The sequence below is a fragment of the Erwinia plantamica genome, assembly GCF_043420595.1.
In the GTDB taxonomy this organism is placed as follows: domain Bacteria; phylum Pseudomonadota; class Gammaproteobacteria; order Enterobacterales; family Enterobacteriaceae; genus Erwinia; species Erwinia aeris.
The window spans coordinates 89,091-101,802 of record NZ_JBGCUC010000007.1 but is presented as its reverse complement, the minus strand read 5'-3'; the positions used below and the strand labels follow the sequence as shown (position 1 = coordinate 101,802).

12 protein-coding genes are annotated in these 12,712 nt (G+C 53.4%); 9 read left to right on the top strand and 3 right to left on the bottom strand.

Annotated features, from left to right (window positions below; translation table 11 throughout):
- The first annotated feature begins 1 nt into the window (after position 1).
- The 3 genes from hypD to flhA all read left to right on the top strand — a co-directional run bounded on the left by hypD (position 2) and on the right by flhA (position 4,339).
- On the top strand, positions 2–1,159 hold the full coding sequence (gene hypD, locus AB3U87_RS09295; RefSeq protein WP_394148876.1) for a hydrogenase formation protein HypD: 1,158 nt from the start codon (positions 2–4) through the stop codon (positions 1,157–1,159).
- Positions 1,156–2,172, top strand: coding sequence for a hydrogenase expression/formation protein HypE (gene hypE / locus AB3U87_RS09290; RefSeq protein ID WP_301251393.1), 1,017 nt, complete (start codon positions 1,156–1,158; stop codon positions 2,170–2,172). The genes hypD and hypE overlap by 4 nt, the downstream gene beginning before the upstream one ends.
- A gap of 76 nt (positions 2,173–2,248) precedes the next feature.
- Positions 2,249–4,339 carry a formate hydrogenlyase transcriptional activator FlhA gene (gene flhA, locus AB3U87_RS09285; protein ID WP_394148875.1) on the top strand — a complete coding sequence of 697 codons (2,091 nt, stop codon included), beginning with the start codon at positions 2,249–2,251 and terminating at the stop codon, positions 4,337–4,339.
- 70 nt (positions 4,340–4,409) lie between these two features.
- Here flhA and AB3U87_RS09280 read toward each other — a convergent pair whose 3' ends face one another.
- Complete coding sequence (locus AB3U87_RS09280; protein WP_369895484.1) at positions 4,410–5,258, bottom strand: MBL fold metallo-hydrolase; 849 nt, start codon at positions 5,256–5,258, stop codon at positions 4,410–4,412.
- Between the two features lie 223 nt (positions 5,259–5,481).
- Here AB3U87_RS09280 and AB3U87_RS09275 point away from each other — a divergent pair, with 223 nt between their 5' ends.
- The gene (locus AB3U87_RS09275; protein ID WP_301251389.1) at positions 5,482–5,823 is read left to right on the top strand and encodes a hypothetical protein; all 342 of its coding nucleotides are present in this window, start codon (positions 5,482–5,484) and stop codon (positions 5,821–5,823) included.
- Between the two features lie 70 nt (positions 5,824–5,893).
- On the opposite strand, the gene AB3U87_RS09270 is transcribed toward AB3U87_RS09275, so the two are convergent.
- On the bottom strand, positions 5,894–7,177 hold the full coding sequence (locus tag AB3U87_RS09270) for a cystathionine gamma-synthase family protein (RefSeq protein ID WP_394148874.1): 1,284 nt from the start codon (positions 7,175–7,177) through the stop codon (positions 5,894–5,896).
- A gap of 565 nt (positions 7,178–7,742) precedes the next feature.
- Here AB3U87_RS09270 and AB3U87_RS09265 point away from each other — a divergent pair.
- From AB3U87_RS09265 to hpt, 3 genes are all read left to right on the top strand, one after another.
- Positions 7,743–8,585 carry a YPO3983 family protein gene (locus tag AB3U87_RS09265; protein ID WP_394148873.1) on the top strand — a complete coding sequence of 281 codons (843 nt, stop codon included), beginning with the start codon at positions 7,743–7,745 and terminating at the stop codon, positions 8,583–8,585.
- Entirely contained in the window at positions 8,575–9,039 is a 465-nt protein-coding gene (locus tag AB3U87_RS09260) for a DUF943 family protein (RefSeq protein ID WP_394148872.1), read from the top strand. Before AB3U87_RS09265 ends, AB3U87_RS09260 begins: the two co-directional genes overlap by 11 nt.
- 410 nt (positions 9,040–9,449) lie before the next feature.
- The gene (gene hpt / locus AB3U87_RS09255; RefSeq protein ID WP_125289058.1) at positions 9,450–9,986 is read left to right on the top strand and encodes a hypoxanthine phosphoribosyltransferase; all 537 of its coding nucleotides are present in this window, start codon (positions 9,450–9,452) and stop codon (positions 9,984–9,986) included.
- A gap of 61 nt (positions 9,987–10,047) precedes the next feature.
- Here the strand turns inward: hpt and can are convergent, their stop codons facing one another.
- Positions 10,048–10,713, bottom strand: coding sequence for a carbonate dehydratase (can, locus tag AB3U87_RS09250; RefSeq protein WP_253455217.1), 666 nt, complete (start codon positions 10,711–10,713; stop codon positions 10,048–10,050).
- Positions 10,714–10,819: 106 nt separating this feature from the next.
- Here can and AB3U87_RS09245 point away from each other — a divergent pair, with 106 nt between their 5' ends.
- Both AB3U87_RS09245 and AB3U87_RS09240 read left to right on the top strand, forming a co-directional pair.
- The gene (locus AB3U87_RS09245) at positions 10,820–11,746 is read left to right on the top strand and encodes an ABC transporter ATP-binding protein (protein ID WP_253455216.1); all 927 of its coding nucleotides are present in this window, start codon (positions 10,820–10,822) and stop codon (positions 11,744–11,746) included.
- Positions 11,743–12,513 (top strand): ABC transporter permease, encoded by a 771-nt coding sequence (locus AB3U87_RS09240; protein WP_125289061.1) that lies wholly within the window; start codon positions 11,743–11,745, stop codon positions 12,511–12,513. The genes AB3U87_RS09245 and AB3U87_RS09240 overlap by 4 nt, the downstream gene beginning before the upstream one ends.
- Positions 12,514–12,712 lie beyond the last annotated feature (199 nt).

The following is a 12,712-nucleotide window of genomic DNA, read 5'->3' as shown; positions in this document are numbered from 1 at the left end:
TATGCGTTTTGTTGATGAGTTTCGCGATCCGGCGCTGGCGAAGAAGCTGCTTGAACGGCTTAACCAGCAGGCGACGCGGCTGCCTTTTACCGCAGAAAAACCGATGCGGATAATGGAGGTGTGCGGCGGGCATACCCATGCCATTTTTAAATTCGGCCTGGATAAGCTGCTGCCGCCACCGCTGGAGTTTATCCACGGGCCGGGCTGTCCGGTCTGCGTGCTGCCTATGGGCAGAATCGATGCCTGCTGTGAGATTGCCGCCCGGCCAGACGTCATTTTTTGTACCTTTGGCGATGCGCTGCGCGTGCCGGGCAAGCAAGGCTCGCTGTTACAGGCCCGCGAGCGCGGCGCGGACGTCCGCGTGGTTTACTCGCCGCTCGATGCGCTTAAGCTGGCGCGGGAAAATCCCCGGCGGCAGGTGGTCTTTTTTGCGCTGGGCTTTGAAACCACCATGCCGGTTACTGCCGTTACGCTGCAACAGGCAAAGCGGCAGCGGCTCGGCAATTTCAGCGTGTTTTGTCAGCATATCAGCCTGATGCCCACCTTACGCAGCCTGCTGCAGCAGGACGATGTTCGAATTGACGCGTTTCTGGCGCCCGGCCACGTCACCATGATCACCGGAACCGCACCATACCGGTTTATCCATCAGCAATTTGGCAAGCCGCTGGTGGTCAGTGGGTTTGAGCCGCTGGATATACTGCAAAGCGTCCTGATGCTGGTGGAGCAGGTGTGCGAGTCAGGCTGTAAAACAGAAAACCAATATCGACGCGTGGTGCCGGAAGAGGGGAACCTGCTGGCGCAGCGGGCGATACGGGAAGTCTTTCAGCTTGCCGGCAGCAGCGAGTGGCGCGGACTGGGGCTGATTGAGGCATCCGCTATTTCGCTGACCGAAGCCTATGCCGGTTTTGACGCCGAACGGCGCTTTACACCGGGCACATACGCCGTCGCCGATCATCCCCAGGCGCGCTGTGGCGATGTGCTCACAGGACGTTGTAAACCGCACCAGTGCCCGCTGTTCGGTACCGGCTGCACGCCGCATAACGCCTTTGGTGCGCTGATGGTTTCTTCCGAAGGCGCCTGCGCCGCCTGGTACCAGTATCGGCACCAGGAAACCCCGGCGGAAGTTCCGCCAGGGGCAGCTACGAGGGTAACCGAATGACGGCACAAACCGTAACGATGGCGCACGGCAGCGGCGGCCGCGCCATGCAGCAGATGATTGAACGGATGTTTCTGCAGGCGTTTGATAATCCCTGGCTTAACGAGCGGGAAGACGGCGCCCGGCTGTCGCTGGCCGATTTTACCCGTCAGGGCGACCGGCTGGCTTTTTCCACCGACAGCTATGTTATCGATCCCATTTTCTTTCCTGGCGGCAATATCGGCAAGCTGGCGGTCTGCGGTACAGCGAACGATCTGGCGGTCTGCGGCGCCATACCCACTTACCTCTCCTGTGGTTTTATCCTGGAAGAGGGCCTGCCGCTTGACGATTTGCAGAGCATCGTCAGTGCCATGGCGCAGACCGCGCAGCAGGCTGGCATCGCTATCGTTACCGGTGATACCAAGGTAGTTCAGCGTGGCGCAGCCGATAAGATCTTTATTAACACGGCAGGGATCGGTGCGATCCCAACGGCGGTGAAATGGGCGGCCAGCACCGTTCAGCCAGGAGACAAGATCCTGGTGAGCGGTACGCTTGGCGACCATGGCGCCACTATTCTGAATCTGCGCGAGCAGTTGGGAATGGATTTGGACGTGCAGAGCGACTGTGCGGTGTTAGCTCCCCTGATTGCGCCGCTGCGTTTGCTGCCCGGCGTGCACGCGCTGCGCGACGCCACGCGCGGCGGCGTCAATGCTGTCCTGCACGAGTTCGCCGGGGCCAGCGGGTTGGGTATCTCAATAGAGGAAAATGCCCTGCCGGTAAAGCCTGCGGTAAGAGGGATTTGTGAACTGCTGGGGCTGGAGGCGCTGAATTTCGCTAACGAAGGCAAGCTGGTGCTGGCGGTTTCCGCCCGGGCAGAGCAGCAGGTGTTAAGCGTGTTGCGCAATCATCCGCTGGGCGCGGATGCGGTCACTATCGGCGAGATGACGGCAAATCCGCAGGTCTGCTTACGCGGCGCGCTGGGGGTTTCGCGCCAGCTGATGTTACCCCATGCAGAGCCTTTGCCGCGCATTTGTTGACCTTAATAAAAGCGTATCGGATCTGACTTTCTTTGCGCAATTCTCTTTCTTATCAGAGGTTATCCAGGGTAAAGCTATGCAAACTGCCACTCTAAGCAACACCAAACAAGAAGGATTGTTGACGCTGACGCGAACCCTGCTGCGGCAGCAAACCATGAGCTCGCTGTTGCAAGCCCTGACGCAGGTGGTACAGCGCGTGAATATGGCAGAAGCCGTCACGCTGCTGCTGTTCGGCAACAATGCCCGCGTCCATTTTTACGGCACCGATGCGATGCATCAGCCGATTGTGTATGAGGATGAGACGCTGCTGGCAAGCGGCCCGGTGCATTCACTGCGTAAAACGGCAAGCATGCAGGTCTGGCGTGGTGAAGCGCTGCATCGGCATTATCCGCAGCTGGCCGCGCTGGATCTCTATCCGCCGTTTACCGACTACTGCCTGGTGCCGCTAACAGGGCCGTCCGGCGTGCTGGGCGGCTGCGAATTTATGCGTCAGAACGGCCAGGCGTTTACTGTTGAAGATAAAAAGGCGCTGAATGAGCTGTGCCTGCTGGCTGCCGTGGCGGTTGAACAGATCCAGCTGCATGAGAATGCCCAGCTACAGCAGTCGCTGTTGCGTCATGAACGGGATGATTTTCGTCTTTTGGTCGATATTACTAACGCAGTCATTTCCCGCCTGGATCTGGATGAACTGACCGGTGAAATTGCCAAAACGATCCACCACTTTTTTCATATCAACGCCATCAGCATCGTACTGTGCGACGTGGATAAAACGAGCGAGCAGGCAAATGTTTACACCACTCACTATATAGAGGCGCACGTCGCGGAGCGTGAACAGTCCCGCATCACGCTGGTCGGCACGCTGGAAGAGCAGGTGATGAAAAGCGGTGAAAGCCTGCTCGTCAACGTGCCGCCCGCAAAAGGGCAGGAGAAGGTGCAAAACGCCCTGTTTCAGCAGCTGTGGCCTAATCAGGTCAAAACGTTATGTATTCTGCCGCTGCGTTTTAAAGACAAAACGCTGGGCGTGCTGAAACTGGCCAAGACGCAGCCCGACAACTTTACGCCCGCCAACCTGAGGGTGTTGCAGCAGATTGCGGAGCGTATCGGCATCGCGGTAGATAACGCGCTGGCCTATCAGGAGATCAAGAGCCTGAAGGAGAAGCTACAGCATGAAAATCTTTATCTGACCGAGCAGATCAACAGCCACAATCCCGATTTCAGCGATATCGTTGGGCGAAGCGCCAGTATGTCAAAAGTGCTGAAACAGGTCGAAATTGTGGCGAAAAGTGACTGTTCTGTATTGATCCTTGGTGAAACCGGCACGGGCAAAGAGCTGATTGCCAGGGCGATACATAACCTGGGCGATCGGCGTGACAAACGCATGGTAAAGATGAACTGTGCGGCAATGCCCGCCGGCCTGATGGAAAGCGAGCTGTTTGGCCATGAGAAAGGCGCGTTCACCGGCGCGACGGCTCAGCGTATGGGCCGTTTTGAGCTGGCCGATCAGGGGACGCTGTTTCTGGACGAGGTGGGTGAAATTCCTTTAGAACTGCAGCCCAAGCTGTTGCGGATCCTCCAGGAGCAGGAATTTGAACGGGTCGGCGGAAGCAAGCAAATTTCCGTAAACGTGCGGATAATCGCGGCGACTAACCGCGATCTGAGCCAGATGGTGGCCGACAGGGCTTTCCGTAGCGATCTCTATTATCGGTTAAACGTCTTCCCCATTGTGATCCCGCCGCTGCGCGAACGTCCGGAGGATATTCCGCAGCTGGTGAAGTTCCTGACCTATAAAATTTCCCGCCGTATGAAGCGGACTATCGACAGCATTCCGGCAGAAACGTTGAGGTTGCTCAGCCGTATGCCGTGGCCGGGCAACGTGCGTGAGCTGGAAAACGTGATTGAGCGTGCGGTGCTGCTGACGCGCGGCAGCGTGCTGGATTTACAGCTTCCTGAGCTGAATTATCCGCTGCCGATCGCCGATGTGCCCAGCCTGGCGGCGGAAGCCTCGGCCCCACCGCTAAGCGGGGAAGATGAACGCGAGCGCATTATTCAGGTATTAAAAGAAACCAACGGCGTCGTCGCCGGGCCGCGCGGTGCGGCGGTTCGTCTGGGGCTGAAACGGACTACCTTGCTTTCCAGAATGAAAAAAATGGGGATTACAGGAAAATAACGGCTTCCATCAGCGCTGGCCTGGTGAAAAGTGCATAAGGTAGCCCCTTGCAGGGGAAAGCCCGGAAAGCTTATCGGTTTTGGTCAGGCGGCGAGCCTCCGGCGATCATCCGCTCCAGCTCGCGGAAATCATGGCTGCAAAACAAACTGATTTCCGCAGAGTGATGGCGGGCCAGCTCGCGCAGGCGCTGCTGATTAACGCGTCTGACGTCATTATCGGCGGCCATAAACCACTGATAAAACCGCAACCCCGGCGTACAGTGGCGCGGATGCTCAAGCTCGCGCTGATAAAACCACGCATCGCCGCCGTGCAGCAGCCAGCCGGTATCGGTCTGCACCGCTATTCCCGCATGGCCTTGCGTATGACCAGGCAAAGGGATCAGCAATATTTCCGGCGGCAGGCCTTTTAAACCGGTGACGGCATCAAAGCCAAACCACTTTTCACCGGATACGTGATAACCCGTCCAGCCTGAGACGCCGCTCCACTGGCCAGGCCGATAACGGGAACGGGCCAGCCAGCTGTCGCGCTGCCGGGAAGTATCGATTTCCCGCTGCATCAGATGAATTTGCGCCTGCGGAAAATCGGTCAGCCCACCGGCATGGTCAAAGTCCAGATGGGTCAGCACGATATGGCGAACGTCCGAGGCCTGGTAGCCCAGCGCCAGGATTTGCGACAGCGCTGTCAGAGAGGGTTTGCGCTGAATATTGTTCATCACGCGGAAAAAAGTGGCTAAGCGGCTGCCGGGCGCGCGCATATCTTCCGTACCGAATCCGGTATCAACCAGCACCAGCCCGCTGTTTTCCGTTTCGATAAGCAGGCAATGGCAGGCAAGATGCGCCCGGATGCCTTTGCTGAAACCGTCATAAAGCGCGCCGCCAACGGGACACATACAGCCACAGTTAAGATGAATAACCTTCACGGATTCTCCTCCAGCAGGATCGGTTCATAGCGGAATCAATAAGTGTAGGCGTTTTCCTGGACTCCTGACCGCAGGTAAAACCAGCCGGAAGATGTCGTTGCTTCGCGATTTGTCCGTTATTCCTTCAGAAAATTTTATTGGAGCGGACGGCGTGGTGCCCGGTCTGGACGTAAAAACATTTCCTGTTACAATCCCCGCTCTTAAAAAAAGCCAGGATAAAAAGATGAAAATGAAAGCATTATTAGGCGCGGTATTGGCGGGAAGCCTGCTGCTCAGCGGCTGTGGCATGGTTGATAATGCGGTACGCACCGACGAAAGCATTAAAGAAAAAGCAGCTTTCGCGCTGGGCACTACGGCGGATAAAGTCATCATCACGCAACGTACCAGCGATATCGACTCGGTCAGATTCCATGCCTCTACTCAGGGCAAAGTCTTCCAGTGCTATTACTCTACGGCTGGCATCAGCAGCGATGCTGTTTGCTCTCCGACGGATGGCTCCTCTCTGCCAACGGCAGCGGGTTCTGCCTCGTGCAACGCATTGCTGAAAGCCGCACATAAGTGCTGAGTCCAGGCTGATATATGGCCCCGGCTGACGGTTTTGCCGGGGCCGCGTACAACCTGCTACAAGAAAACGGTCACACCTTTTCCAGCGCCAGGCGTAGATCCTCAATCAGATCGTCTTTGTTTTCGATGCCGATAGAGACGCGAACGGTAGCCTCATTGATGCCGATACGCGTGCGCACCTCCGCCGGGACGCCGGAATGCGTGGTGCTGGCAGGATGGCTGGCGAGTGATTCGGTGCCGCCAAGACTTACCGCCAGCTTAAACAGCTGGAGCGCATTCAGCAGCTTAAAGGCAGCCGCCTGGCCGCCGACCACGTCGAATGAGAACGTCGATCCCGCGCCGCTACACTGTTGTTGATAAACCTCTGCGGCTGGCGAACCGGTTTCCAGAAATGGCAGGTAGTGCAGTTTTTCAATTTTTTGATGCGATTGCAGAAACGCGGCGACGGCGGCGGCATTGTCATTGGCGCGCTCCATACGCAGCGACAGCGTTTCCAGCGAGCGGCCGATCATCCAGCAGGAGTGCGGATCGAGCTGGGTACCAATCGCGCTGCGCAGCGCTTTAATCTGTTTAATCAGCGCCTTGCTGCCCATCACCGCACCGGCAATCAAATCGGAATGGCCGCCGACATATTTAGTCAGCGAATACAGCGACAGATCCGCGCCGTGTTCGGTTGGACGCTGAAAGACCGGCCCGAGCAGCGTGTTATCACAGGCAATAATCGGACGATGCTGCTGCTGCTGTGCTATTTCATCAGCCACGCGTTTAATCAGCGCGATATCCACCAGGCTGTTGGTAGGGTTAGCGGGCGATTCAATGAGGATCATTGATACGCGTCCCTGTTTCATTGCCTCTTTTGCCGCTGCCCGTACGGAGGCCTCATCCACGCCGTCGGCAAACCCGACCGACGCCACGCCCAGCCGACGAAAAGTTTTGGTCAGCAGCGTTTCGGTGCCGCCATATAAAGGCTGCGAATGCAGAATGGCGTCGCCTGGCTCGACAAAGGCCAGCAGGGCGGTAGAAATAGCCGACATGCCCGAAGAGAACAGCGCCGCGCTTTCGGTGCGCTCATAAATCGCCAGCCGATCCTCGACGATTTCGCTGTTGGGATGATTAAAGCGTGAGTAAACCAGGCCGTTGCCTTCGCCTTCCGGCGGCTCGCGACGACCGGAAACGTAATCGAAAAAGTCACGGCCTTCTTCGGCGCTGGTAAAAATAAAGGTCGAAGTCAGGAACACGGGCGGTTTCACTGCGCCTTCGGACAGCGCAGGATCGTAACCGTAGTTAAGCATTTGCGTTTCAGGCTGTAGTTCACGATTGCCGAGATGCGTTTTTTTTGCGTGTTGCGTCGCCATGGGTTCTCCTGACCAGCGAGGGTAAATAAGCGATCGCATCTTAGCCTTACCGCCTTAACGTTATTAAATAATTTATTGGACTATCGTTAAGCTTTTACTGAAAATATTCAGGCCTTCCGGAAGGCTATATGTCTGTTAGCATGAAATTCAGTTGCTGTTATTCTTCGCTGAAGGAAAAGCAGCAAAAAAAGCGGCGTGATGAACGGATTGATCGGGATGAAATATAACGACGACAGGATTTTTTCCAGCAAAAGGTTTTACAAAAAAAATTTTTTTGACAGCGTCCATTAAGCAATGGAAAAGCTATTCATTGGTTTTAATTAACGGAACGCTGTTGGCTATGCCGCTGACCTTTCCATTAGCGCTATATTCCCCAGATCTTTGGCTATCTTGCTTTTCCGATTTTGCGGGCTGGAAAGGTATGAAACGGATCCACTCCGCTCAAGCGGGCAAAATTCTTAATTTTTTTTTCATTTAAATGTCGGGCGTTTACAGGCGATTTGAGCGGCGCTAGATTTACATCTAGCTGAAAATTTTCAGGAGTAACCCACAAGGAAGCGATACCATGTCTGCATTACAATTCCCCTGTACAATTTTCAAAACACAAAAAAAGATAGAAGATTACAGCGCCAGTGATATGCATTGTGGCGATTTATCAGAATTTCAGCTGAAAAGAGCGTTTCATCTGGTCGATGTATCCACCAGAGTCAATCCTTACACATTGACCAAAATCACCCCATTTAATCAACCTCAATCGAGATTCTATGGCTCCCGTAGCGAAGGTGAGAAAATTTCCCGGCAAGAATGTGCCAAAATCCTCTTTGATGAATTCCGACACCTTTCGCGGACATTTTCCATTTACGGACCTTACAGCCATCTGATTGAAAAAATGATAACCCATATGCAGAATGGCAACGGTATGCCTTTTCAGGATACGTCTTTGGATAGTGCGTTAAAAAAGCATATTCTAAATGATAATTCTAAAAACAATACGCGTCTTTTGTTAACTAAAGTCGTTGGTAAAAACATAGACTGGGGAAAGGGTTACTTTCCTTTAGCGCAAAAAAAAGAGTTAACAAAAGCGATCCTTAGAGGGAAATTACCTAAGTTTTATCGGTTGCAGGATAGTTTTAACGGAATGGGGATTACAGTACATGATGTATGGGCTACACATATCGCTATAAAATCACTGCATACTGAAAATGAGCGGTACCGCGCGCTTGTGAATTACAAAATACAGGATCATTTTGGCCTGGATAGTGAAGATATTTCAGCGTTAAAATTTAATCAGTTCCGTTTTTTTCGCATCTGGTTTTTGCTTCAACGATACAACCTGTTTGGCTTTAAACCCTTTATGACCGATATGGAAACCACTGTGGAAATTACCGGGAGACGTGATGAAAACTAATAAAAAATTATTGAGTACGTTGTTACTGATTGGTAGCGCGTCACTGGTCTATGTTTTTTGGTTGTTTTTTCGCCCTGTGGTAATAGTTGCCGTTCACGAGGACGGGAACTTCAGTGATGTCATAGTAAAAAATGTTCCGTTTACCGATCGGGGTAAAATAGCCTGGTGGCTTAAAAATAAAGATAAGCTAAAAAACCGTTACGGCATCCCTAAACCAGCATTATATGGAAATTACACCATTAGCTTTTGGTTATTTGGTGATGGCTATAAAGAAGAGGGCAAGTATGACAGGTTATGTTTTAAGGATATGCAAACTGATAAGAACTGCATTGATAAAAACAGAGTGTTTTCAATAGATAAGAGCAAGAATAAGGGGACTATCTTCGTTGTGTATGATGGCGATGATTACCGACTGGAAGAAAATGGGGAAGTAATAAAAATTGACCATAATTAAAGCTTTATTTGTTGCGTAGTGCACAGGGGAAAATCTTCCTTCCCCCGCTGATTTCTTATCATGTTTCAGCCGGGTACTGAGATACGCTGATAACGGACACAGCTAAAAACATTCATCACCGGCCTTCAGGGAAGTTATTGCCCCCTTTTTCGGAGATCGGCAATGCAAGACAAGGGGTAATCTAACCCCTGAGCTTTTGCCGCCGGCCAAAAGCGGCGATTTGTTCGCATGCTTTCAGTTCATCCGGCAACCATCCCTGATATAATCCCCCTCCTTAAGAGGTTCTCATGCTATCGCCGTTGTATTGGATTGTGTGGTACTCCGTACAGCAATCGGTGTGTCAATATCGACTTTTCATACACGCTTTACATGATGTTTAACTGAATAAAATCAGTGAGATAAGCTAATTTATGAAACACACTGTAGAAGTCATGATCTCCGAGCAAGAGATCGCCAAACGCATCGCTGAACTGGGCCAGCAGATCACCGAAAACTACCGCGACAGCGGTAGCGAAATGGTGCTGGTCGGCCTGCTGCGCGGTTCCTTTATGTTTATGGCGGATCTCTGCCGCAGGATTGAGGTATCGCACGAGGTCGATTTTATGACGGCTTCCAGCTACGGCAGCGGTATGTCCACCACGCGCGATGTGAAAATCCTTAAGGATCTGGATGAAGATATCCGTGGCAAGGACGTGCTGATCGTGGAAGACATTATCGACTCCGGCAATACGCTGAGCAAAGTGCGGGAAATCCTGCGCCTGCGCGAGCCAAAGTCGCTGGCAATTTGTACGCTGCTGGATAAGCCTGAACGGCGGGAAGTGGAAGTGCCGGTGGAATACGTGGGCTTCACTATTCCTGATAAATTCGTGGTGGGCTACGGCATCGACTACGCCCAGCGCTATCGCCATCTGCCTTACGTAGGCCACGTGGTAATGCTGGAAGAGTAACGCTCACCGCACGATCGACTAAGGCCGGATTTCCCGGCCTGATATATGATCCGGCCGGAGATCAGCTCGGGTTTTGCAAGCCTTTCAGCGCGTTAGCGATACCTTTATGGTGACGCTCTTCAAGCACGTCCATGCTGGAAGCGCCGACTTCCAGGTCGTGCAGGTGGCCATCCTGAATACCGTAAACCCAGCCGTGAATTTTGACATTCTGACCGCGTTTCCATGCCGACTGCATGATGGTTGAGTGGCCCAGGTTATAAACCTGCTCGATCACGTTGATTTCACAAAGTTTGTTAAAACGCTGCTCCGGCGTCGGCAGCTGTTTCAATGACGAACTATGCTTGTACCACAGATCGCGGATGTGCAGCAGCCAGTTGTTGATCAGACCCAGTTCCGGGTTCTCGACCGCCGCCTGCACGCCGCCGCAGCCGTAGTGGCCGCAGATAATGATGTGCTCCACCTGCAGAACCTCCACCGCGTACTGCACAACGGAAAGGCAGTTCAGATCGGTGTGAATAACCAGGTTAGCTACGTTGCGATGAACGAACAGTTCGCCCGGCTCCAGGCCGGTCAGACGTTCGGCTGGTACACGGCTGTCGGAACAGCCAATCCAGAGAAAACGAGGCTTCTGCGCCAGCGACAGGCGTTCAAAAAAAGCCGGGTTCTCTTCTTTCAGCAGGCGAGACCACTCGCGGTTGTTACTAATGAGAGTATCAATATCTTTCATTTTTATAGCGCCATAACTTGATATGCGTGGCAGTAATATAGGCCATCAAACTGTGATTGAAAACGCTAAACAAGAAAACCATACAAAACAGGGCAATCCTTTACCTATGACTTATGCACTGGAACTCGAAAAGCTGACCAAAACCTATGCGGGTGGCGTTCAGGCCTTGAAAGGAATCGATCTTAACGTGGAAGCGGGCGACTTTTATGCGCTGCTTGGCCCCAACGGCGCGGGCAAATCCACCACTATCGGTATTATCAGCTCGCTGGTGAATAAAACTGCCGGCAAGGTGCGGGTGTTTGGCTATGACCTGCAGCAGGATGTGGTCAACGCCAAGCGCCAGCTGGGCCTGGTGCCGCAGGAGTTTAACTTCAACCAGTTTGAAACCGTGCTGCAAATCGTGGTCAGCCAGGCGGGCCTTTACGGCGTAGAGAAAAAAGAAGCGCTGCAAAGGGCGGAAAAATATTTAAAGCAGCTCGATCTGTGGGACAAGCGCAACGAGCGGGCGCGGATGCTTTCCGGCGGCATGAAACGCCGCTTGATGATCGCCCGCGCGCTGATGCACGAGCCAAAGCTGCTGATCCTGGATGAGCCGACCGCAGGCGTGGATATTGAGCTGCGCCGCTCGATGTGGAGCTTTTTGCAGGATCTGAACGCCAAAGGCACCACCATCATCCTGACCACCCACTATCTTGAAGAAGCCGAGATGCTTTGCCGCAATATCGGCATTATTCAGCACGGCCGACTGGTGGAAAACACCACCATGAAAGGGCTGCTGGCGAAGCTGAAATCGGAAACCTTTATTTTCGATCTGGCGGCAAAAAGCCCACTGCCGGCGCTGGAAGGCTTCCAGTACCGGCTGGTGGATACCTCAACGCTGGAGGTGGAAGTCATGCGCGAGCAGGGGCTGAACAGCGTCTTCAGCCAGCTCAGCCAGCAGGGCGTCAAGGTATTAAGTATGCGCAACAAGGCTAACCGCCTTGAGGAGCTGTTTGTAGACCTGGTAAACGGTCGCAAAGGAGAGAAAGCATGACACATCTGTACTGGGTTGCCCTGAAAAGTCTCTGGGGAAAAGAGATTAACCGTTTTGCCCGCATCTGGATCCAGACGCTGGTGCCGCCGGTTATCACCATGACGCTCTATTTTATTATCTTCGGCAACCTGATTGGCTCCCGCATTGGCGATATGCATGGCTTCAGCTATATGCAGTTTATCGTGCCGGGGCTGATTATGATGGCGGTGATCACCAATGCCTATGCCAACGTAGCGTCCTCTTTTTTCAGCTCTAAATTCCAGCGCAACATTGAAGAGCTGCTGGTGGCGCCGGTGCCGACGCACGTCATTATCGCTGGCTATGTCGGCGGCGGCGTGGCGCGCGGCGTCTGCGTCGGGATCCTGGTGACCGCGGTGTCGCTGTTCTTTGTGCCGTTTCACGTGCACTCCTGGCTGATGGTGGCGGTAACGCTGCTGCTGACGGCGATCCTGTTTTCGCTGGCGGGCCTGCTGAACGCGGTCTTCGCTAAAACCTTTGATGATATCAGCCTGATCCCGACCTTTGTGCTGACGCCGTTAACCTACCTGGGCGGCGTGTTCTATTCGCTGACGCTGCTGCCGCCGTTCTGGCAGATGGTGTCGAAGCTGAACCCGATCGTCTATATGATCAGCGGTTTCCGCTTCGGCTTTTTGGGCATCTCCGACGTGCCGCTGGTGTTTACGCTGGCGGTGCTGGTAGGCTTTATCGCGGTGTTTTACATTCTGGTCTGGTGGCTGATCCAGCGCGGAAGAGGGCTGCGTACCTAAATGCTTAAAAGCCTCTCTTCCCGCAAGGGGAAGGGAGGCTGAACCGCCTTCTCTCTGCATGGAGAAGGTTGCTGAACGAAGAAAGCGTAACCGCAAATAGCACGATCTCCATCCCCGCATTATTTGACGTCCATCACTCAATATAAGAAAACCTTATTTAGCTGCAAACTTTTTCCTCCCTATTGCCACTCAGTCCTAT

Bases quoted from the DNA above. Each gene is read 5' to 3' on its own strand.
- AB3U87_RS09245 (WP_253455216.1), top strand. From the start codon at position 10,820: ATGACTTATGCACTGGAACTCGAAAAGCTGACCAAAACCTATGCGGGT.
- AB3U87_RS09260 (WP_394148872.1), top strand. From the start codon at position 8,575: ATGAAAACTAATAAAAAATTATTGAGTACGTTGTTACTGATTGGTAGC.
- hypD (WP_394148876.1), top strand. From the start codon at position 2: ATGCGTTTTGTTGATGAGTTTCGCGATCCGGCGCTGGCGAAGAAGCTG.
- AB3U87_RS09240 (WP_125289061.1), top strand. From the start codon at position 11,743: ATGACACATCTGTACTGGGTTGCCCTGAAAAGTCTCTGGGGAAAAGAG.
- hpt (WP_125289058.1), top strand. From the start codon at position 9,450: ATGAAACACACTGTAGAAGTCATGATCTCCGAGCAAGAGATCGCCAAA.
- flhA (WP_394148875.1), top strand. From the start codon at position 2,249: ATGCAAACTGCCACTCTAAGCAACACCAAACAAGAAGGATTGTTGACG.
- AB3U87_RS09270 (WP_394148874.1), bottom strand. From the start codon at position 7,177: ATGGCGACGCAACACGCAAAAAAAACGCATCTCGGCAATCGTGAACTA.
- AB3U87_RS09265 (WP_394148873.1), top strand. From the start codon at position 7,743: ATGTCTGCATTACAATTCCCCTGTACAATTTTCAAAACACAAAAAAAG.
- can (WP_253455217.1), bottom strand. From the start codon at position 10,713: ATGAAAGATATTGATACTCTCATTAGTAACAACCGCGAGTGGTCTCGC.
- AB3U87_RS09275 (WP_301251389.1), top strand. From the start codon at position 5,482: ATGAAAATGAAAGCATTATTAGGCGCGGTATTGGCGGGAAGCCTGCTG.
- hypE (WP_301251393.1), top strand. From the start codon at position 1,156: ATGACGGCACAAACCGTAACGATGGCGCACGGCAGCGGCGGCCGCGCC.